General features: G+C 70.1%; 14 protein-coding genes. 9 read left to right on the top strand and 5 right to left on the bottom strand.

Annotation, left to right across the window (positions count from 1 at the left end):
- The first annotated feature begins 57 nt into the window (after positions 1-57).
- From QRY02_RS19005 to QRY02_RS18980, 5 genes are all read left to right on the top strand, one after another.
- The gene (locus tag QRY02_RS19005; RefSeq protein ID WP_285992871.1) at positions 58-9,276 is read left to right on the top strand and encodes an RHS repeat-associated core domain-containing protein; all 9,219 of its coding nucleotides are present in this window, start codon (positions 58-60) and stop codon (positions 9,274-9,276) included.
- Between the two features lie 33 nt (positions 9,277-9,309).
- Positions 9,310-11,562 (top strand): DUF8189 domain-containing protein, encoded by a 2,253-nt coding sequence (locus tag QRY02_RS19000; protein WP_285992870.1) that lies wholly within the window; start codon positions 9,310-9,312, stop codon positions 11,560-11,562.
- 3 nt (positions 11,563-11,565) lie between these two features.
- Positions 11,566-12,033 carry an AfsR/SARP family transcriptional regulator gene (locus QRY02_RS18995; RefSeq protein ID WP_285992869.1) on the top strand — a complete coding sequence of 156 codons (468 nt, stop codon included), beginning with the start codon at positions 11,566-11,568 and terminating at the stop codon, positions 12,031-12,033.
- Between the two features lie 152 nt (positions 12,034-12,185).
- Positions 12,186-12,800 carry a hypothetical protein gene (locus tag QRY02_RS18990; RefSeq protein WP_285992868.1) on the top strand — a complete coding sequence of 205 codons (615 nt, stop codon included), beginning with the start codon at positions 12,186-12,188 and terminating at the stop codon, positions 12,798-12,800.
- Between the two features lie 320 nt (positions 12,801-13,120).
- Positions 13,121-13,714, top strand: coding sequence for a hypothetical protein (locus QRY02_RS18980; protein WP_285992867.1), 594 nt, complete (start codon positions 13,121-13,123; stop codon positions 13,712-13,714).
- A gap of 300 nt (positions 13,715-14,014) precedes the next feature.
- On the opposite strand, the gene QRY02_RS18975 is transcribed toward QRY02_RS18980, so the two are convergent.
- A complete protein-coding gene (locus tag QRY02_RS18975; RefSeq protein WP_285992866.1) occupies positions 14,015-14,833 on the bottom strand; it encodes a hypothetical protein in 819 nt (272 codons plus the stop codon).
- A 465-nt stretch (positions 14,834-15,298) separates the two neighbouring features.
- Between QRY02_RS18975 and QRY02_RS18970 the strand changes: the two genes are divergently transcribed.
- Together QRY02_RS18970 and QRY02_RS18965 are read left to right on the top strand one after the other, a co-directional pair.
- On the top strand, positions 15,299-16,756 hold the full coding sequence (locus QRY02_RS18970; protein ID WP_285992865.1) for a cellulose binding domain-containing protein: 1,458 nt from the start codon (positions 15,299-15,301) through the stop codon (positions 16,754-16,756).
- A 199-nt stretch (positions 16,757-16,955) separates the two neighbouring features.
- Positions 16,956-17,102: a hypothetical protein gene (locus QRY02_RS18965; RefSeq protein ID WP_285992864.1), complete on the top strand. Its 147-nt coding sequence runs from the start codon at positions 16,956-16,958 to the stop codon at positions 17,100-17,102.
- Between the two features lie 97 nt (positions 17,103-17,199).
- Here QRY02_RS18965 and QRY02_RS18960 read toward each other — a convergent pair whose 3' ends face one another.
- The 4 genes from QRY02_RS18960 to QRY02_RS18945 form a co-directional block, all read right to left on the bottom strand.
- Entirely contained in the window at positions 17,200-17,529 is a 330-nt protein-coding gene (locus QRY02_RS18960) for an aldehyde dehydrogenase family protein (protein WP_285992863.1), read from the bottom strand.
- Between the two features lie 23 nt (positions 17,530-17,552).
- A complete protein-coding gene (locus QRY02_RS18955; RefSeq protein WP_285992862.1) occupies positions 17,553-18,611 on the bottom strand; it encodes a PDR/VanB family oxidoreductase in 1,059 nt (352 codons plus the stop codon).
- Positions 18,608-19,195, bottom strand: a complete 588-nt coding sequence (locus tag QRY02_RS18950; protein WP_285992861.1) for a metal-dependent hydrolase — start codon at positions 19,193-19,195, stop codon at positions 18,608-18,610. Before QRY02_RS18950 ends, QRY02_RS18955 begins: the two co-directional genes overlap by 4 nt.
- 282 nt (positions 19,196-19,477) lie before the next feature.
- Entirely contained in the window at positions 19,478-20,254 is a 777-nt protein-coding gene (locus QRY02_RS18945; RefSeq protein ID WP_285992860.1) for a hypothetical protein, read from the bottom strand.
- A gap of 353 nt (positions 20,255-20,607) precedes the next feature.
- Between QRY02_RS18945 and QRY02_RS18940 the strand changes: the two genes are divergently transcribed.
- Together QRY02_RS18940 and QRY02_RS18935 are read left to right on the top strand one after the other, a co-directional pair.
- On the top strand, positions 20,608-21,084 hold the full coding sequence (locus tag QRY02_RS18940; RefSeq protein ID WP_285992859.1) for a DUF4383 domain-containing protein: 477 nt from the start codon (positions 20,608-20,610) through the stop codon (positions 21,082-21,084).
- Between the two features lie 79 nt (positions 21,085-21,163).
- Positions 21,164-22,387 (top strand): low temperature requirement protein A, encoded by a 1,224-nt coding sequence (locus tag QRY02_RS18935; RefSeq protein ID WP_285992858.1) that lies wholly within the window; start codon positions 21,164-21,166, stop codon positions 22,385-22,387.
- Positions 22,388-22,552 lie beyond the last annotated feature (165 nt).

The raw sequence follows: 22,552 nt of genomic DNA, 5'->3' as shown, positions 1-22,552 counted from the left end.
CGGATGGCGCGACGGAAATCACGTCGATTGCGGTTCCTGTGGCTGGGGTGGGGGGCAGTGTCGGCCCCGGCCAAGCTCGTCGCGCTGGGCCTCGTCGCCGTCCTGGTGGGCGGCGTCGCGGCCGACGGCCTCCTCGGGCTGCCCGCCGGCGGCGGGCTGGGGTACGCGCACGGGCCCGCGCAGCGCTGGGGATCGGCATCGTCGGCCGATGCGCGGACCACCGGCAATCCGTCACGCAACCACACGCTGCCGGACACGCTGCGCAGCCGCTACCCCGCGGTGAAGTGGCAGCAGAACGCGGGATCCGTCGGGACGCCGCCCGCTCCCGCGACGACGGGCTTCGACCCGGCGACCAGCCGTGAGCTCCCCGAAGAGCGGACCGCCAACGACCGCACCTATGCCAACACCGACGGCACCGAGACCACCGAGTTCTCCACCGTGCCGGTGAACTACCGCACGCCGCAGGGCTGGGCGCCGATCGATACCACGCTCACCGCGGACGGTGGCTCAGGCTGGCGCAACACCGCCGACTCCGCCGGGCTGCGCTTCGCGCCGACGTCGGCCGGTCAGTTCGCCACCATGACGACGGACGCCGGGCAGGTGTCCTTCGGCCTCGACGGCGCTTCGGCGGTCAACGGCACGGTGAGTGGCAGCGCGATCACCTATCCCGGGGTTCGGCCGCACGTGGACCTCAAGCTCGAGGCGAAGCCGGGCGGAGTCAAGGAAACGCTGGTCCTCGACTCGCCCGCGGCCCCGACGTCGTACGTCTTCCCGTTGCGGCTCGACGGCTTGACTCCGCACCTGGACCACGGCCAGGTACTGCTGGCCGACGCTTCCGGCGCCACGAAGGCGGTCATCCCGGCGGGGGACATGCTGGACGCCGGCGCGGCGCGGTCGGCCGGAGTCACCTACCGGCTCGTGACCTCCGGCGGCGGGCCGGCGCTCGAGGTCACATTGGATGCCGGATGGCTGCGCGATCCGGCGCGGCAGTACCCCGTCCAGGTCGACCCGACCGTGCAGCTGCCGGTGAACGGGGGCGCGGCCGACGACGCCATGTACGTCCAGGAAGGCGTCGGCTCGGCCAAGGGTGACCAGGACCTGCTCGTCGGTACCGTGAACGGGCACAATTCCGCGTCCTACATCAAGTTCTCGAGCCTGGTCGGCAAGCTCCAGTACCACACGATCTTCGGCGCGCAGCTCTGGCTGACCGAGTACAACTCGGACTCCTGCAAGCCGCGCGAGCTGAACGTGCACCCGGTGACCGGCTCGTGGTCCGGCGGTTCCGGCTACAGCTATCCGGGTCCGGCCGTGGGTGGTTCGCTGGCGAGCAAGTCGTTCGCGCACGGCTATATCGCGTTCGGCCACTCGTCATCGGACTGCCCGACCGCGGGCGAGACGATCAACCTCGGCACCGCCGGGCGCGATCTGGTGCAGCGCTGGGTCGACGGCACCCAGGCCAACTACGGCCTTTCGCTGCGCGGCTCGACGGACTCGTTGTCCGGCAAGTGGTTCACCGGTACCGCCACGGCCAACCCGCCGAAGCTGTACGTGACGCACAGCCCGTACAACGCGACGTACTCGATCCCCAACCCGGTGCCGAACCCGGCCGTGCTGCAGAACCAGGACGGCAAGATCAAGGTCGCGGTCACCAACAAGAGCGCGGCGGCGTGGGCGCCCGGCGACTACTACCTGGCCTACCGCGCCTACAACACCGCCACCGGCGCCTCGGTGACGCAGCAGCGCTCGGCCAACCTGACCTCGACGGTGGCCAGGGGCGGACGCGTGACGCTGGACGCGACCATCAAGGCCCTGCCGCCGGGCAAGTACTTCCTCGACTTCACCATGGTCAAGACCGGCGGCCCGGTGTTCACCGACCACCAGGTGCCACCAGGCCGGCTCGTCCTGCAGGTCTTCGACATCCCGCCGGTCGTCCAGGAGCTGTATCCGTTCAACGGGTACCAGGCGCAGACCCTGACCCCGCAGCTGTGGGCGCGGGCCCTGGACATCGACGCGCCACCGGGTTCGTCGCTGCAGTTCAAGTTCCAGGTCTGCCTGCGCGACGACTCCGGAAACCCGGTCAACTGCACGGATTCCGGCTATCAGGCCAAGCAGGCGTGGACCGTCCCCGCCGGGACACTGAGCTGGACCAAGGCGTACCTGTGGCGTGCGTACATCAAGGACGCCAACAACGAGGTGAACTCGCCGTACTCGACGATCCTGACGTCGGTACCACAGCCGGACATCACCTCGCACCTGGCCGGCGACCGGAAGCAGGCCTTCGACCCGGTGGTGGGCAACTACAGCACCGCGGCGGTCGACGCCACGATCGTGACGGTCGGGCCGCAGCTGAGCCTGTCGCGTACCTACAACAGCCTCGACCCGCGCCGTGACGGCTTGTTCGGCGCCGGCTGGTCGACGACCTACGACATGAAGCTGGTGCCGGACAACGACGGCTCCGGCAACGTCGTGGTGACCTATCCGGACGGTCAGCAGGTCCGGTTCGGCAAGAACGCCGACGGCAGCTACGCCGCGCCCGCCGGTCGTACCGCGTCGCTGACCGTGGACTCGACGTCCTGGAAGCTCCTGGACAAGTCCGGCACGACGTATCAGTTCTCGCTGGCCGGCCGCCTGAGCCGGATGACCGACAACGCGGGGCACGCCGTCGTCCTGACCTACGACACCAACACCGGCAAGCTGTCCAAGGCACAGGTTTCCACCAGCGCGACCAACACCGCGGGGCGCGCGCTGAACTTCTTCTGGACCGGCAACCACGTCTCCTCGATCCAGACCGACGCGGTCAACGGTGCTCCGCTGAGCTGGGCCTACACCTACACCGGCGACGTGCTGAAGACGGTGTGCGGGCCGGGCAACACCTGTACCGGCTACGACTACACGGCCGGTTCGCACTACCGCAGTGCCGTGCTGGACTCGCATCCCGAGTCGTACTGGCGGCTCGGCGAACCCGACGGCACTTCGGCGGCCAGTGAGATCTCGGTCAACCTCGGCAAGGACGTCGGCACGTACGCCAACGTCACGCTCGGCACGGCCGGTCCGCTCGCCGGTTCGACGGACACCGCGGCGTCCTTCAACGGCACGACGTCCTCGGTGAACCTGCCGAAGGGCACGCTGAAGAAGAGCCGTGACGCGGCGGTCGAGCTGTGGTTCAAGAACTCGCTGACCGGTTCCGGCGGCCCACTGCTCGGCTACCAGGACAAGGCGCTGGGCACCGCGTCCACCACCGGCGTGCCGGTGCTGTACGTCGGCACGGACGGCAAGCTGCGCGGGCAGTTCGCCACCGGCGGCATCAACCCGATCACGTCGGCGACCGCGGTCAACGACGGCAAGTGGCACCAGGTCGTGCTGTCCTCGATGGGCACCACGCAGACCCTGTACCTGGACGGCGCGAAGGTCGCCGACCTGACCGGCAAGCAGATCGACGCCTCGCTGCTGACCTTCAACCAGGTCGGTGCCGCCTACGCCACCACGCCGGCGTCGTGGCCGTCATGGGGCACCGCGGCACAGCGGTCCTACACCGGCGCCATCGACGACGTGTCCCTCTACAGCGGACCGTTGGGCGCGGCGATCGTCTCCGCGCACTACAAGGCGGGCACCACCGCCGCCGACCAGCTGGCCAAGGTGATGTTGCCGAGCGGCAAGGTCGTCGCGTCGGTGACCTACGACGTCGTGCGCGACCGGGTCAAGGAGTACACCGACCACAACGGCGGCACGTGGAAGCTCGGCACACCGACGGTTTACGGCGGGGACACCGATCTGCGTCGCAGTGTGGAGGTGCTGGACCCGGCGAACCGGCCCAGCCTGTACGAGTACGACGCGATCGGCGGCTGGCTGCTGCGCCAGGGCAAGCCCCTCGGCATCGAGGCCCGCGGCGAGGACACGCCGGGCGAGCCCGCCGAAACGCCGCCGCCACCGGTCGAAAGCTGCACGCAGCCCGACCCGAACGATCCGGCGTTCTGCACCACCATTCCCGGCAACTCCGGCGGCCCGGTGTTCGTCCGCTACGACGCCGACGGCGTGAGCATCCGGACGTACGGCTACGACGCCAACGGCAACCTCGCCACGGTCACCGACGAGAACGGTGACGCGACGACGATGACGTACGACGCCCGTGGTGACGTCATTTCGACCACCACGTGCCGCGCGGTGCACGACTGCCAGACCTCGCGCACGACGTACCCGGCGACGATCGCCAACCAGTACGACCCGAAGTCGTACCTGCCGACCGAGTCCCGCGACGCGCGTTCGGCGAGCGCGACGGACAATACCTACCGGACGACGTACGCGTACCACTCGACCGGCCAGCTGACGACGCAGACCAGCCCGGACGGTAGCCAGATCACGAACGCCTACACCTCGGGCGCCGAAGCGGCGTTCGGCGGCGGCAACGTGCCCGCCGGGCTCCCGGCGACCACGACGGACGCGCGCGGCAAGGTGACGCGGTACGCCTACTACGCCAACGGCGACCTGGCCCAGGTCACCGCTCCGTCCGGCTTGGTGACGCAGTACACGTACGACGCCATCGGCCGTACGACCACGAAGAAGGAGATTTCCGACAGCTTCCCGGGCGGGGTCGTCACGACCTACACCTATGACGGCTGGTCGCGCCCGGCGACGGTGACCGAAGCGGCGACGACCGACGCGGTGACCGGCGTCAAGCACCAGCTGCAGACCACGACCACCTACGACGCGGACGGCGACCCGACCCGCGTCCAGGTCGCGGACATCGGTGGTGGCGGCGACCCCGCCCGGATCACCACGACCGACTACGACGAGCACGACCGGCCGATCCGGGTCACCGACCCCGACGGCGGCGAAACCAGCTCCGGCTACGACCAGTTCGGCAACCTCACCTCGGTGACCGACCCGAACGGCAACCACTACGACTACGCCTACACCGCGCGCAACAGCGTCGCCGAGGTGCGGCTGCGGAACTGGCACAGCGATCCGGCGGGCGCACCGCCCACCGGCACCGGCGACTACCTGGTGCTGCAGGCCTACAGCTATGACTTCGCGGGGCGGCTGGCCAGTTCGACCGACGCGATGGGCAGGCGGACGGAGTACCAGCGCTACGGCGACGGTCTGCTGCACCGCGCGGTGCTGAAGAACTTCCACAATGCCGACGGGTCCACAAAGGACTACGTGCTCGAGGACGACAGCTACGACGCCGCGGGCCACCTCACCAAGCAGGTGACCGGCAACGGCACGACGGTCACGCAGCACACGCCGGACCGCAACGGCCGTCCACTGTCCACGGTGGTCGATCCGGGTGGGCTCGCGCGCACGACCGGCTTCACCTACGACCCGGCCGGGAACGTCACCCACGTCGCGGTTTCCGGCAATGCGTCGAACGTGCCGTGGATCGTCTCGGCCACGCCCGCGACGACCGACTACACCTACGACGATGCCGGCAATCGCCTGACCATGACCACGACGGACGGCACCACGTCGCGCACCACGACGTACGCCTACGACCAGCGTGGCCTGCCGACCTCGGTGACCGACCCGCGCGGCAACGCGGCCGGTGCGGACAAGGCGGCGTTCACCTCGCACCTGAGCTACGACGAGCTGGGCCGCTCGATCGGTGTGACCGGACCGGTCCGGCCAGTCGAGTCCGGCGGGAACCCGGCGAGCCCGGTCGCGCCGACGACGAAGGTCGGTTACAACACCTTCGGCGAGAAGGTCGAGGTGACCGACGAGCTGAACAACACCACGCACGTGGCGTACGACAACGCGGGCCGGATGACCAGCCAGACCGCGCCGAGCTACCTGCCGCCGGGCGCGAGCCAGGCGCTCACCCCGACCACGCGGTACGAATACGACGCCAACGGCAACGTCACCACGGTGACCGATCCGCGCGGCAACGTCATCCGCAGCACCTACGACCAGCTCGACCGCACGGTTTCGGTCGACGCGCCGAGCGCGACCAACGACGACCGCGCCGTCACGTCGTACACCTACTCACGTACCGGCGCTGTCTTGTCCACAGTGGACCCGACCGGCGCGCGGAGCGAGTCCACGTACGACGATCTGGACCGCCAGGCGACCGGAACGCAGGTCGAACGCCGTCCGGTGTCGGCGGCATACACCACACTGATCCGCCACGACGACGCCGGGAACGTGGTCGGCCAGACCTCGCCGAGCGGGGCCACGACGGTCAACGGCTACGACGCCGTCGGCGAGCTGACCACGACGACCGACCCGTCCGGTATCCCGGCCCAGTACGGGTACGACTTCGCGGGTCGCCAGGTCCGGGCAACCGACGGCCTCGGCCGCACTTCGCAGACCGGCTACGACCTGCTGGGCCAGGTGGTCGCCTCGGCCGACCTCAAGCCGGACGGCACCACGCTGCGGACCTCGCACTACGGCTACGACCTGGCGGGCAACCGCACTTCGGTCACCGATGCCTTGCAGGCCACCAGGACGTTCGCTTACGACGCGGCGAACCAGCTGGTGAGCCAGGTCGAGCCGGTCGACGCCAAGACGAGCATCACCTCGTCGTTCGGCTACGACGCCGCGGGCAACATGACCCGCTTCACCGATGGGCGCGGAAACGCCACCACCACGACGTACAACAGCCTCGGCCTGGTCGAGTCCACGATCGAGCCGGCCACCGCGGCCCAGCCGAACGCCGTCGACCGAACCTGGACCACCAGCTTCGACGAGAACGGCAACGCGGTCCGCGACGTGGCACCGGGCGGGGTCGTCCAGCAGGTGACCTACGACGCGGCGAACCGGCCGACCGACGGCACCGCCGCCGGCGCCGAGACGCCCACGACACCGCGCCACCTCGGCTACGACCTGGCCGGGCGCGCAGTCAGCACCAACGCGGGCGCGGGCATGAACTCCTACGTCTACAACGACCGCGGAAGCCTGCTCAGCTCCACCGGTCCTTCCGGTACCGCGGCCTTCACCTACGACGGCGACGGCAACCAGACCAGCCGGGCCGACGCGGCGGGTACGACGAACTACGGCTACGTCAAGGCGCGGCTCGATTCGGTCACCGACGGGCTGACCGGGGTCAAGGAGCAGCTTGGCTACGACGGCGCGGGGAACGTCAAGACCGTCGGTTACGGCGCCGGGCGCGTGCGGACCTTCGGGTACGACGACTTCGGCCGGGTCGCCACCGACGTCCTGACCAACTCGGCGTCGCAGCAGGTCGCGAGCACGACGTACCACTACGACCTGAACAACCAGCTGTCCGACAAGACCACCGCGGGCACCGCGGGCGCGGGCACGGTCAGCTACAAGTACGACCAGTCCGGGCGGCTCACCAGCGACACCACCGGTGGCGTGACGACCGGCTACGAGTGGGATGCCGCCGGAAACCGGACCAAGGCCGGGCCGGCCACGGCCACCTACGACGAGCGCAACCGGCTGTTGACCGCGGGCGGCACCAGTTACACCTACGCCGCGCGCGGCACGCTGGCTTCGCAGACCGGTTCCGCCGGCACCGCGCAATTCGGCTACGACGGCTTCGACCGGCTCACGTCCGCCCCCGGGCAGACCTACAGCTACGACGGGTTCGACCGGGTCGACAGCCGCAACGGCACCGCGTTCACCTATGCCGGACAAGACAGCGACCCGGTGTCCGACGGCAGCGAGACCTATGCCCGCGGCTCCGGCGGCGAGCTGCTCGCGGTCCGCTCGGGCGGCGGCAACCGGCTGGCCCTGAGCGACCGGCACGACGACGTGGTCGGCACGTTCGACCCGGCCGACACGGCGCTGAACGGACTGTCCGGATCGACGGCGTACGGCCCGTTCGGCCAGGTCACCGCGCACACCGGGACCACCGGCAACCTCGGCTACCAGGGCGACTGGACCGATCCCGGCACCGGCCGCGTCGACATGGGTGCGCGGTGGTACGACCCGGGCACGGGCTCGTTCGGCTCCCGGGACAGCATGTCGTTGTCCCCGACCCCGTCCAGCAACGGAAACCGTTACCTGTACGGCAATGCCGACCCGGTGAACAGCACCGACCCGACCGGCCACTGGGGCGTCAAGTTGGGCTCGCTCGACGTGGTCGTGCAGGGACTCAAGATGCTCTACAACATCGAGACGCCGACCAGGATGGCCGACGACTCCTGCGAGGCCTACTACGGGATGTCCTGCGCCGCCTTTTTCCGCAGTGCTCACAAGGAGTCGGTGCACGACATGTTCTGCGACACGCACCCCTGGACCGGGCAGTGCGGCGGCAGCGGCCGGTCGCCCTACTCCTGGGGCGGCGGCGGTGGCGGCTCGCACGGCGGTGGTGGCGGTAACGGCGGCGGCGGTGGCGGCGGCGGGTCCTACGTGGACTGGGCGAAGAAGGCTGCCGAAGAAGCCGCCGAGGCTGCCTACCGGCGGGCCCTGCGCGTCACCGAGGAAGCGCGGGACGCCGCGGAACACGCCGCCAAGACCGTGACGATCGCGGTGGGCGCGGCGGCGACCACGGCCGTGACGAACCTGCCGACGCTCGTTTCGTCCGCGCCGACGGCGGCCGCGGCGGTGGTGTCCACGGTGGAGAACGTGGTCACCGACACCAAGGCCCAGGCCAAGAACATCTACCAGGCGGCGGTCGACGCGGCCGGGGCGGTCGTCACCGTGGTGTCGACGGCGTCGCAGGTCAGCACCGAACCCGAGAACAAGACGCAGAACAAGAGCAGGCAGGCCCGGGACTGCCGCCAGCAGTTCCCGGAACCGTTCTACTTCGAGCGGGACTCGGCCAACGGCGACCGCGCCGTCGGTGTCATCGCCTGCGTCACCAAAGCGGATCTCGGCCAAGGCACCGGCACCAGTTCGAAAATCAGGCCGCCCGGCTACCAGTGGGCAGGCACGTTCGTCAAGGCGATCGGCGGCGGGGATCCCAAATCGTGGGTCAACAACTGCCATTCGCTCGCTTCGGTGCTGGGCGGTAGCGGCACGGACCTGAGGAACCTGTCGACCTGCAGCCGCAGTACGAACGCCGACGTGATCGACAAGGCGAACGACCGGGGCCACTCGCCGAACATGCGCTGGTTCGAAGACAAGACCGAGAAAGAGCTGAAGTCGGGCAAGGTCGACTACGTCCTCTACACGGTCATCCAGCACTACCACGGACCCCGCACGGTGCCCTACGAGTACGACATGAATGCCGAGGGTGCCGACGTCGAGACCGGAAACACGTTCTCCCTGCACAAACCCATCGAGAACAAGGTGTGGAGCCCGAAATACCACAAATGGATGAACATGGGCGAGGGGATCAAGGACGGGAGACCGGTGCCCGTCGGAAGCACGCCGTAGCCACGAAATGGTAATCGCACAAGGAGAAAAGCAGTGCTCAGAAAGATGACAGTGGCACTGGCGGCGCTGGTCGCGCTCACCGCCGTGACCACGGCGCCGCACGCCCCCGCGGCGCACGCGGACGCGGCCGGGCACGGTGGCGACTACGTGCCGCTGCCGTCGACACCGGTGGTGCTCGACACCCGCAACGGCACCGGCGGGATCAGCACCGAGGTCGGCGCCGCCGCCACGGTGGACTTCCCCGTGCTGGGTGTCGGCGCCGTGCCCACCACGGGTGTCGGCGCGGTGCTGGTCCGGGTGTCGCTGATCAAGCCCACCGTGGCCACTTGGGCCGAGCTGTGGCCGGACGGCGCCACCCGCCCGACCCTGACCATGGTCTCCGCGGCCGCCGGCGAGCAGATCTCGAACACGGCGGTGGTGAAGGTCGGCAGCAACGGCAAGCTGTCGCTGTACAACTCGGCAGGCAAGACCGACGCCGTCGTCGAAGTGCAGGGCTACTACAAAGCGGAGCAGGGGACGACGGGTGGCGGGTTCTTCCCGGTGACGCACACCCGGGTGATCGACACCCGAAACGGGACGGGCACGTCGACCGGCAAGATCGCGGCAGGTGCCACGCGCACGGTGACCATCACCGGCAGCCTGGTGCCGGCGGGAGCGGCGGCGGCATCGGTGAACCTGACCGTGCCGGGCGCGACGGCCGCGGGCTGGCTGGCGGTGTCGCCTGCAGGCGGCACCGCGCGGCCGGTGTTCAACTACGAGACCGGCTCCACCCAGTCGGGTGCCGTGCTGAGCCTGCCGGCGAGCGGGCAGGTCACCTTCACCAACAAGGGCAGTGCCGCCGTCGACCTGATCGTCGCCGTGGACGGCTACTACTCGTCGAGTTCGACGCAGGGCGCCGGCTACCGGCAGGTGGCCGGCCGGGTGCTGGACACGCGTTCCGTCGGCGCCGGGCTGCCGATCGCCGCGAACGCCACGCTCGACATCCAGGTGGGCGGCACCAAGGGGCTGCCGACCCGTGGCATCGAAGGTGTGGCGCTGAACCTGATCGTGGTGAGCCCGCAAAAGGCCGGGTACCTCAAGGCGTGGCCGGTCGGTACGACCGAACCGTCGGTGTTGTCCGTCATGGACTTCGAGGCGGCGAACTGGCGTGACAACATGGTGGTGCTCAAGCCGGGCACGGACGGCAAGATCCGCGTCCGCAACACCAGCGCGGGCACCGTCCACCTGATCGCCGACCTGCAGGGCTGGTACGCCGACCCGCTGCCGGCCGCGCCGGTCACAAAGGACACGCGGATCACGGCGATACAGGCGGCTCCGGTCGCGGGCGCCACCGTCGGCACCCTCGAATACTCCTATGTGGACAATTCGGGCCGGGTCGTCTACGGCCATCAGTCCGATGTGGACAACTTCGGTTCGGTCCAGTGGACGGTGATCTCCGGGAACGAGCGGTTCTCCGGGCAGCCGACGCTCACCCAGCTGTCCGACGGCCGGGTCCAGGTGGCGGCGCAGTACTCCGACAGCGACATCTGGACGGACAGCCAGACCACCGCGGGAGGGCCTGCGTGGAACGCGTGGTCCGACTTGGGCGGTTCCATGGCTTCGGCGCCGGTGACGTCGAAGCTCGCCGACGGGACCGTCGTGGAATTCGCCGTGGATGTCGACGGCAAGCTCTGGGCGTACGCGCAGTCCGGCTCCGTGCCGTTCTGGCGCAGCCTTGGTGACCAGAACCTGACCGCGACGCTGTCCGTGGTCCAGGTTCGCGACGGGGTGCGGGTGTTCGGCCTGAACGGCGCCGGCGCGCTGAAGACGATCGAGTACTACAACGACGGCAGCCTGTCGGCGTGGACCGATCTGGGCGGCTCCGGACTGTCCGGGCAGCCCGCGGTCGTCGTGCGCCCCGGCTACCTGCTGCAGGTGTTCGTCCGCGGCGCCGACGGCACGATCGTGTCGAAGCTGCAGAACGGCGACGGTTCCTGGCCCGCGGACTACACCGCGATCGGGAACTTCGTCTCGGCCGGTGCGCCCTCGGCGATCCTGGACCCGGCGCTGGGCCGCGTGGCGCTCGTCGTCCGCGGCACGGACAACGAGATCTACCACGTCTGGGAGACCGCGACCGGGAGCAACGCCTGGGGCGACTGGACGAAGACGATCGCGGCGACCGATCCGGCTGCGACAGATCCGGCCACGACGCCGTATGTGAACTCCAACGGGCAGTCCTGGCTGATCGCGTTCCTGAACGCCAACGGGGCAGTGCGGTTCTACGACCGGCAGCTGCCGACCTCGTAACGCATGAAGTATCAGGTTCTCGGGCCGGTCGCCGCCATCCTGGGCGACCGGCCCGTTCCCCTTGGGGGGCCGAAGCCGCGGGTCGTACTCGCCGCGTTGCTGTTGCAGGCCAACCAGGTCGTCTCCGAGCAGCGGTTGTACTCGCTGGTCTGGGGCGACCGGCCGCCTGCCACGGTCCGCGGCCGGCTGCAGATCTGCGTCTCCGGCCTGCGCAAGCTGCTCGGGCCGGAGGCGATTCGTCGTGAGCGGCCGGGATATGTCCTCGAAGTGGCACCCGGAGAGCTCGATCTGGACGTCTTCACGGCCGAGGTCGAGCAGGCGTCGGCCGATCCGGCCGCCGGCTCCGCCGCGATCGCGGCGGACCGGCTTCGCGCGGCGTTGGCCCTCTGGCGGGAGCCGGCGTTCCTTGGCCAGGACAACCTCGCGGCGCTTGGTCTTCTTCCTGTTCCTTCATTGACCTCGGAAAGCTGAACGCGCGCCCGATCACTGAACGGCCAGTCAGAAAATCTCCTGCGCCCGGCACCTGGATCGACGCGCAAGCCCCGGTTGGGGGTGACGGTGGCGAAGGTAGCCGCGTCCGCCACCGCTACGCCGACCATGTCGACGCCGGGAGGGAACTGATCGTGCAGGGCGTGACTCCGGCACATCTTGCCTACCTGCTGCGCGCCGACGCGATGCCAACGCTCGCGGAAAGCGGCCATCCGGTACCCGTCGATCACCGTGCGAGCCTGTGGGTGCGGTCGGTGGGGGTCGAGGACGCCGGCGGTGTCGAGCCGGAACCCGAGCGACTCCACAGCCCACCGCAACCGAACGAACTGCCGAGGTCCGGTCGCGCCGATCTCATGGCGGGGCTGCATGGACTGTTCGTCCCACTCGTGTTCACGTTGAGTGGCACGTCCGACGGCGTGCGAGTCGAGTTCGGCACTTGGTCTGCTCAGGCGCGCAACGCCGCTCCTCGTCTCGCCGCGCGCATGGACGTACTGGAATCCGTCTTGGCCGGTATGCACCCTCGGTGGAGACACACCGGCAGGCCGGACCGCCACTGGGCGGGCATGGCACTTTCCGGGCTGGCGCTCGGCGTGCCGACGCCGTCTCCGGCTGGGCCGGGCGACGGGGGCACGCCGGTGGACCGTCTTGTCCGGGCGATGCGCGGCTGCCACTGGGCGGTGCGAATCATCGCGTACCCGCGAGCCACCACGCCCGGGTCGCCGACGGGGTTGCTGAACATCAGCCGGTAGAGGTGGGGACGTTCGCGGTCCATCGAGATCAGCGCCATCAGCGCAGCGTGTCGGCCGCGGACAGCTCCGCGTCGGCACGCAGCGCTCGGATACCGGCGCCGATCCGGTCCCAGGCTTCCGCCCCGACGCAGTCAGCAGGCTCTCCTTATCGTCGAAGTGCCGGTAGGGCGCTCCGCGACTCACGCCGGCGCGCGCTCCGACCCGGCCTGCACCGAGCTCGAACACCGACGAACCCGGCCACTGGCCCTGGCAGGACATGTACGCCCAGGCCCTCGTCCTGCTCGGCCGCGCCGACGAAGCCGACGACTTCCACGCTGCCGTTGCGCTACGACCAGGCCCGCATCCACTTCGGCTACGGCCAGACCTTGCGCCGCCTCGGCCGCCGCGCCCGTGCCGACCTCGTGCTCAGCGCGGCTCGCGTCGGTTTCGCCGCGATGGGCGTCACCACCTACGCCGAACGCTCTGACCGCGAACTGAGGGCAGGCCGCGACATCTCCGTGCGCGGTGAGGAACACTACCTGGAAGCCTTCAGGCCCTTCAGCTGCTACGGCCAGCCGATCTTCCACCCGGCCCTGCCTGCCGTGCCGATGCAGGTGGCGCGGTTACGTGAGCTGTCGGCGAAGACGATGTGGCTGACCGCCGCTGTGATCACGGTGCTCACCGCAGGGGCTGTGATGGTCCTTCGGTGGCCGGCCACCACCGGGCTGAGCGGCGCGGAGCTGGCGACCGCGCGGCTGGACGCGTTGAAAATCGGGCTCAGCGTCGGGGTGGGCAGCGGCGGCATTGTCGCGCTGTACCTGGCGTGGCGCCGCCAGTGTTCCACCGAAGCGGACCTCGACAACCGCGAACGCGTCCTCGCTCACCAGCAGGAAGTCGCAGCGGCCACCATTTCCACGAGGGCGTTGTGTGGGTGAGCAACTTCAACCAGGGCACGCTGCTGAGGATCCCGGTCACCGCCCAGCGTGGAACCATCAACCTCGACACCCTCGCCGCGCACCCCCGGCACCACTGAGCGCCCGGGGGAGCGGGATGCTAGTGGAGCACCTGGGCCAGGAAGTCGTCCTGGCCCAGGTGGGCCGCCGGCTTCAGCGGCGACAACGCTTCTCCTTCCGGAGCAGCCGTTGCAGTCAGTACGGCCGACGCTGCCTCCGTCGGACGGCCTGGTCGCAGCCTTCCTCGTGGTGTCCTCACCGCGGCGGTCGGGGCATTCAGGTCTACAGGCCGTAGCGGTTCTTCATGTGCCGCCAGAAGTCGCGGAACATCCATTTGTCGAAGTCGGTGATCTGGGTTGCGCTGCCGGCCTTCATCAGGAAGCAGCAGACGCCCGTCGGCGTCCAGTCGTAGAAGTCGTCCAGGCCGAACGTGTGGCCCATCTCGTGCAGCAGGATGTAAATGTTGTCGTTGTCGAGTGAGTTGACGTAGTACTCGCTGCCGATGCGCTGTCCCCAGTCGCCGCCGGCGCCACCGCCGAAGCCGGCGGTCAGCCACAGCGACATGTCGTAGTGGCGCGCGATCCCGCCCGGGCAACGGGGGTAGGTGCCGCCTTGGTTGAAGAAGCGGCCGCATTCCGGAGCGCATTGTGGCGCGTTCTCGTTGATGTTGCCCGTGTAGATGTCGACGGAGTTGTCGGACCACTGCAGTGTGTTGCGGTTGCGCACCGCCCACCCGACGACCTTCAGCGGGACGTCCCGATAGGGCCAGTTGTTGTAGCCTTGGCCGTTCTCCAGTTGGGCGTCCATCCATTTCTTGAATTGCCGGGCCAGTGCCGTGTGGATCCGGTCGCGCAAGGCGGCGGACACGGGCTGGTCGGAGTCCCATCGTACGCAGTAGTTGACGTAACCGCGGTTGGCCGTGATCTGGTCCCAGCCGTAGTTCCGGAAGCCGTACAGATCGGGATACGTGGTCTCGACGTGTCGCCAGACTTCGTCGACCGGTTGCACGAGGTTCGCCGGCGGGTTCCACTGGTCGGCGGCGGCCGCTGGGGCCGCCGGGGCCGACAACATGCACGCCGTGGTTGCGATCGCGGCCAGCAAGGTGGTGCTCCATCGTGGTTTCACGAGGCCCTCCGATGCATATGTGTTAGCGCTAACACTGTGCGGTTAAGTGTTCTTGCCGCACTCGGGTTCAGGAGGAGGCGGAGAAATGGAACCGGTTTCGAAACGGTTTGACCCACTCCCGGACGAGCAAAGGTAGCCGGGCGACAGGGACCGCGCAATGCCCCTGATGTCGTATCCCTGATTCATCGCCGTCGAGCAGCAGGCCCCTGTTGCGGGGCGACGAAGGGGATGGATCCAGATTCTTCCGGGTGAGGTCTTCAACTCTGGCCACGCAGTGGATACTCTCGGACTGAGAGCGCTTCCAGGCTTTCGCGCCACCCTGGCGAGGAAGCGCTTACAGCTCTGCCGAACCTGCGTCCACGATGCGCTCCGGTCGATTTGGGTGCCGGAAGGCCGTAGACCGCCGTGCTTGTCCCTTCACCCGTCCTCGGAGGAACGCAGATGCACCCCATCCGTCGCGGAAGCCGGCCGGCGGTCATCGCCGGCGTCGTCACCATCATGGCGGCCGCCGTCACCATCGCCACTGTCCCCGCCGCCCAGGCCGCGGCGGGCTGCCGGGTGACCTACCAGGTCGCCAGTCAGTGGCAGAGCGGCTTCTCCGCGAACGTCGACGTCACCAACCTCGGGGATCCGGTCGTGAGCTGGCGGCTGACCTGGTCGTTCGCCTCCGGCCAGCGGGTCACCCAGCTGTGGAACGGCGCTGTCGCCCAGTCCGGCGCGCAGGTGGCGGTCGACAACGCCGGCTGGAACGGCTCCCTCGGGACCGGCGCGAGCACCGGGTTCGGGTTCACCGGTTCGTGGAACAACTCCGCCAACCTCGTTCCCACCGACTTCGCCCTCAACGGCACCCGGTGCAACGGCCCCGTCCCCCCGACGACCACGTCCCCGTCGCCATCGGATGCGCTGGCTCGAGCGCACACGGTGGGCCGGGTCAAGGTCACCGGGGACGTCGCGCAGTACACCTGGCCAGGGGTCTACTTCGAGGGCCGCTTCCGCGGTACCGGCGTGGACATCGTGCTCAACGATTCCGCCAATGACTACGACGTCCAGATCGACGGCGCCACTGTCGCCACTCTGGTCACCCCGGGCCGCGTCACCCGCCAGGTTCGTGGCCTGACCGACGCCGAGCACAGCGTGCGGCTGGTCAAGCGCACCGAAAGCCCCTGGGCCGCGGGCGAGTTCGACGGCTTCGTGGCGGCACCCGGCGGCGAGATCCTCGCGAAGCCCGCCGCCCGGACCCGGCAGATCGAGTTCATCGGCGACTCCCTGACCGCCGGCTACGGCGACCTCTCCACCACCCGCGACTGTTCGGCCAACGGCGGAATCGACCGCAACACCAACACCGACCTCAGCTTCGGCGCACTCACCGCCCGAAGCCTGAACGCCGACTACCAGGTCAACGCCCAATCCGGCCGCGGCATGGTCCGCAACTACAACGGCGGCGACCCCGGGACCGACTTCCGCACCGCCTACGAGCGCACCCTGCAGAACGCCTCCGGCGACGTGTGGCACAACCCCGCCACGTGGCGGCCGCAGCTGGTCGTGGTCGGTCTGGGCACCAACGACTTCAGCACCGCCATCAACCCCGGCGAACCGTGGACCACCGACAGTCTGGTCGCCGCCTACAAGAACGCCTACCAGGGCTTCCTCGACAAGCTCCGCGCTCAATACGGTTCCGACACGGTCATCGTGGTGGGCGCGACGAACCTGTTCGCCCAGACGGCGCAACAGGTCGTCGCCGACCGCAACGCCCGCGGCGACAGCCGTGTCCGGTTCTGGAACCTCGACGACCCGAGGCTGGACCACCTCGGCTGCGACTGGCACTTCTCCCTCAACGACCACCGGCTCATCTCCGGACTGCTCACCGACTACGTCGCCACCCTCCCGCTGGCCTGGTGACCACCACGGCACGGTGGCCGCACCCAACGCGGGACGCCCGCTGCCCTACCACCTGCCGCTCGTCCTGGGGAAACGACGTTGCCGGCGTCGTGGTCGGCGTCGGGCCGGGCGTCCGGAAGTTCAAGCCCGGCGACGAAGTCTACGCGCGATCCGGCAAGGACCGGAGGCTGCGAGCCAGGTCGCGCAGTCCGCCGCCGACGTGACCGAGACCGGGCAGGGCCTCGTCGACACGGCGGGTGCGCGGGGAACGGAGATCCTCGACGCCACGGGCACGGTCGGCGACGCGATCGATCCGAACCTCCGGAGCCGAGCCGGCGCGGTGGCCCTGCCGCGCTCTCCCCGGTAGTGGTGCCGACGCCGCCATGGCCGAGTCGCATGGCCATTCCCGTGTCATACCCGCGAACGCGTGACCGAGGCCTGACTTGAAAGACCCGCCGGGTCGTTCAGATCAAAGGCCCTCTGCCAGGGGGGACATCCCGCCGGACAAGGTGCTCGAAGTGGGGCGTGCGGCCGAGTCCGTCCGGAGTCACCCGCCGGGGTTTGCCCATTTCCCGGCTGATCAGATCGGCCAGTTCCGCGGCGCCGCGGGCGATGCGCCGCCGCCAGGAGTCCAGCCGCCGGGCTCGCTCGCCGAAGCCGAGCCCGGCCCACCAGACGGCCGCGTCGCGGGCCTGGCGGACGGCGTCGGTGACTTCGTACTCCGTCGTGACGCGGTGCGTGCCGACGAGTTCGCCCGTGGCCGGGTTCAGTACGTCGAACGTTTCGCCGGTCATGGGTTCCATCCTTTCGGCCGCGGTCATCGATCGATCACCAGCCGGCCGGTCGCGCGGGAGACGCAGACGAGCATCGAGTCCCGGCGTTCGGCGGGGCTGAGCAGGCGGTCGCGGTGCTCGACCTCGCCGTCGAGGACGCGGACCTTGCAGGTGCCGCAGAAGCCTTGCCGGCACGAGTAAGCGACATCGGAGGTGACCCGGGTGATCGCGGTGAGCGCGGTCTCGCCGGGGCCGACCCCGACCGTGACCCCGGTCCGGCGCAACCGGATCTCGAAGGGCGCGCCGCCGCTGACCGGCGGCGGGGAGAACCGTTCGGTGTGCAGGGACGCGCTCGGGTCACTCGCCCGCACGAGCTCGCGGGCCGGGTGCATGAGCGGTGGCGGGCCGCACAGGTAGACGGCCGCCCCGGCGGGCGCGAGCGGCAGGATGTCGCCGAGCACCGGCGGGCCGCATTCGTCGTCCGGCCGGATCTCGACCGTGCCGCTGTCGCAGCGGGCGAGTTCGTCGAGGAACGGCATGGTGGCGCGGCTGCGGCCCAGGTACACCAGCCGCCACGGAACGGCCCGTTCGTGGCAGGCCCGCACCATCGGCAGGATCGGCGTGATGCCGATGCCCGCGGCGACGAACAAGTAGGAATTCGCGGCGGCCAAGGGAAAGGCGTTGCGCGGTCCGCGGATCCGCAGTGGGCCGCCCGCGCGCACGGTGTCGTGGATCTCGCGGGAGCCGCCGCCACCGTCGGCGATCCGGCGCACCGCGATCCGGTACGACGACCGGTCGCCGGGGTCACCGCACAGCGAGTACTGCCGCTGCCGGCCCGAGGGCAGGAACACGTCCAGGTGCGCACCCGGGATCCAGCCGGGCAGCGGGCTGCCGTCCGGTGCGGCCAGGACGAGACTGATGACGTCGTCCGCCTCGGCGCGGATCGCCCGGACGGTGAGGTCGAGGTCGTAGCCGCTGCGACGCACGGGCCGCGGGCGGGACAGCAGCGGGGCGACGCGACTGGTGGCGAACACCCGCTGGTAGGTGGCGCTGGCCGCGGCGGCCAGGCGCATCGCCCGGGTCGGGGTGGACGTCGTGGTCACGGCCGGGCCTCCGGGCTGGCTGCGGGGGAGCGGGCCAGGTAGCGGATCGCGGCGTCCATGCTGCCCAGCTGCGAGGGGTGGAAGCCCGGGCGCAGGTACTTCGGGATCTCGGTGAGGAAGATCGTGGCCTTCGGGATCAGGCCGCGCTGGGTCGCGCTGACCAGCTGCCGCACCCACGACCGGCGCACACCGGGCGTGGGATCGGCGAAGAGGAGGTACCGCGCGGTGGTGAGGAACAGCACCGCGAGGGTGAAGCTGGCGAGCAGCGCCGTGCGTACCCGCCGGGCGTAGCTGCCGTCGACGTGCATGAAGGCGTCGAACGCGACGTTGCGGTGTTCGACCTCCTCGGCGCCGTGCCAGCGGATGAGGTCGAGCACGGCCGGGTGCATCCCGGCCCGCTCCAGCCGGTCGGCGCCGAGCAGCCATTCCCCGACGACCGCGGTGTAGTACCGCGGCGTGCCGCGTTCGAACGCCACCTCGGCGACAACGTCCCGTGGGACGTTGCTGAACTGGCGGCGGAGCCCACCCGCCGTGTGGAGCCGGTGGTCGGAAGCTTCCGCGGTCGCCGCGACGGCGAGTCCCACGCGTGCGGTTCCGCGGGTCGGGGCCGGAAGTACCGGGGCTCACGGTGCCTCGACGCGGGATCGGGGCCGCCGACGCCCGGCGTCCGGCAGCTGGGGCAGCTCGGCGATCACGACGTCGAACCCGTTGCGCAGCAAGAGTTTTCCGGCGCGTGCCGGGCGTGGACGGTCACCTCGTGGCCGGACCTGGTCCTCGCCGAGGCCAGTTCTTCGACGTGGGTGTGTCGGCCGTCGGCGGGGGCCTGCCCGGCAGCGGACCGGCGTGCTCCGACACCGTCGCGATCTTCACGGTCGGTCGGTGCCGAGGTCGGCGCGGTCGACCTTGCGGTGGAACCGCATCCCGGCCAGACCGCCGAGGATCGCTCCGATCAGGGTGACGACGAGGGCCACGGCCACGCCGATGATCGTCGTGATGGTCGCGGCGTCGTCGCTGACCGGCAGTTTCGGCAGCCCGCCGACGCGGCTGACGACGTCGAACCGGTCACCGGCGATGGCGGCGAGGATCGCGACGACGACGGTGATGACGATCGTCCAGACCCACACGGCGATGCCCTGCTTCACGCCGTTGAACCGGGCCATGCGTCCGGCGACGTAGCCGCCGCAGTAGTACGCGACCAGCAGGACGGCCGCGGCGACGACGGCGCTGACGACCCCCGCGGTCCGCGTCATGTCGGGATTCTGCGCGGCCTGCCCGGCCACTTGCCCGCTGTCGTCGGTGAGGGACAGGCCGATCAGGCCGCCGATTGCGGTGAGCAGGGCGAAGAGCAGGACGGCGGTGCCGATTGCGGTCAGCCAGCCGAAGAACGCCGAGCCCCACTTGATGCCCCCGAAGCGGTCCTTCTGCCGGTGGAGGACATCCCCGCGGGAAGGCCCGAGGTCGGTGTCCGCCTCGAGCCGGTCGTGGTGATCGAGGTCGGTCCGGGCGTCGTCCGGGTGCTGCCCGGGACCCGTGCGGCCGGTCAGCCGGTTTCGCACCGACGGCTCCCGTCGCGGGGAATCCTGGCTGGTGGGGTACGCAGCGGCGCGGTCGCGGGGGTCGTCGCCCTGGCGTTCGGTGGGCATGGTGGCTCCTTCGGTGGTCCGGTGACCGGCCGGGTGAACCGACCGGCCGGTCGGCGGATGACGGCAGGACGGCGGCTCCGAGTGCCGGGACCCGAGTCGAGCGGGAGATCAGAACCGCCGGCGCGACCTTCGCGGACGTGCTCGAGAAGGCAACACCGGACCTCCGGGTGGCACTCGCCGTCGGACACCGGGGTCTGGGGTGTGTGACCGAGCCAGGGGTGGCTCTTGCCGGGCGAATGCCCTCGACCCGCCCCCTCAAACATCGGCACGGCAAGACGTGAGTGCGGCCGCTTCGCCGTTTCCGGCGGTCGTCCCCGGGTAATCGCGCACTCCGGCAGCGAACGGAGAACGCCATGCCCACCCCCATCCGCACCGACCAGGCTTCCATCGGGCGACGACGCCGGAGCGGGCTCGTGCGGCTCGCCGCCCTGGTGCTCGGCGTGGTCTACCTCGTGCTCGGCGTGGCCGGGTTCTTCGTGCCCGGCAACGCCGGGTCGACGTCCGCCGGTCCGTTCGGCACCCACGCGACGCAGTACACGCTGCTGATCTTCAGCGTCAGCCCGCTCTTGAACGCCTTGCACACCCTCGTCGGCGTGGTCGGCGTGGTGGCCGCCCGCAAGGTCAGCGGCACCGCGATCTACGCGCTCGCCCTCGCCGTCGGGTTCGCCGGGTTCAGCGCGTACAGCGTCCTGGTGCTCAGCTTCGGCACCGGCGACCGGTTCAACCTCAACTGGGCCGATGTGATCCTGCACCTGGTCACCATGGCCGGCGCCGTGGTGCTGGCGTACGCGGCGTTCCGGACCCGGCGGACCGAGGCCGCCGGATCCTGACCACACCGACGATCGTGCCGGAATGGGCGGCCCCCCGGACAGCCGGTACCCGACGCAGGACCGAAGACAGGAGATGCTCGTGAGCGTGGGTACCGAACGCGAGCCGATGGTCCGCCCGCCCGCACTGCGCACCGGGCAGGAAGCGTCGGCGAGCAACCTCGAGCTGTTCTTCGACCTCGCCTACGTCCTGGTCGTGAACGAGCTCGCCGTCGCCTTCCTCAAGCACCTGACGTGGTCCGGGGTCGGCACGTTCGTGGCCCTGTTCATCGCCATCTGGACGTCCTGGGTGGGGTACACCCTCTACGCCAACCGGTTCGACACCGACGACGTCCTGTTCCGCATCGCCAAGCTCGCCGCCACCCTGTCCATCGCCGGGTGCGCGGCGAGCGCCGCGACCGCGACCTCGTCGTTCTCCACGCCGTTCGCGGTGTGCTTCCTCGCCGGCCGAGTGATCCTGCTGGGGCTCTACGCGCGAGCGTGGCGGCACGTCCCCGACGCGCGGGGCACCATCGACGTCTACCTCGCCACCATCGCGGCGAGCTCGGCCCTGTGGGCCGTGTCGCTGGCTTTCGGGGGACCGGCGCGGTACTGGCTGTGGGGCGCGGCAGTCGTCGTCGACGCCGTCGGCCCGGTCGTCGCCACCTGGCGCGACAACCACCTCCCTCTGCACATGGAACACCTCCCGGAACGGTTCGGGCTCTTCGTGATCCTGGTGCTCGGGGAAGCCGTGGGCGGCGCGGCCATCGGCGTGCACGACGCGGCGTGGGGCCCGTCCGCAGTGGCGGTCGGGGTCGCCGGGTTCGTCATCGCCGCCGCGATGTGGTGGATCTACTTCGACACGGCCGCCGCCGTGGGGGCCGCCGCGTTGCGCCGGCGCGACGACGAGTCCCGGGACGACGGCACGCCCGCCGACGAACGGCACGACCTGTTCGTCTACGGCCACCTGCCGCTCGCCCTGGGCGTCGTCATGGCCGGCGTCGGCGTCGAAGAGCTCGTGCTGCACCCCGGGGCAGCGCTGCCGTCGGCGGGCGGCTGGGCCTTGGCCGCCGGCGTCGCCCTCTTCCTGACCGGAACCGCCCTCGTCCTCGGCGGCAGCAGCCGGTCTTGGCGGGCGATCTGGCCGTGGCCCGTCGCCGCGGTCCCGCTCGCGCCGGCCGCCGCCGCGTTCGGGCACCACCGAGCCCTGCTGCTCGTCGCGGGACTGGCACTGCTGTGTCTCGGCCTGGCCATGCGAGGAACGGTCGTCCGCCGCAACGGTGGCTCGGACCCGGTGGCGCGGAAGACGCCTCGTACCCCGGTCTAGGTCCTGCAGGGCTCCTTCCGGTGCAACGACGAGATCGACGAGGTCATCACCGCCCTCGCCGACGGTTCGCCGGCGGCCGGACCGATCGTCACCCACATCTTCCCGGTCGACCGGACGCTGGAGGCGTTCGCGACGGCCGCCGACGCCTCCATGCCGGGAAAGTGC

This window comes from Amycolatopsis sp. DG1A-15b, from assembly GCF_030285645.1.
Lineage (GTDB): Bacteria > Actinomycetota > Actinomycetes > Mycobacteriales > Pseudonocardiaceae > Amycolatopsis.
This window is presented reverse-complemented; position numbering and strand designations above follow the sequence as displayed.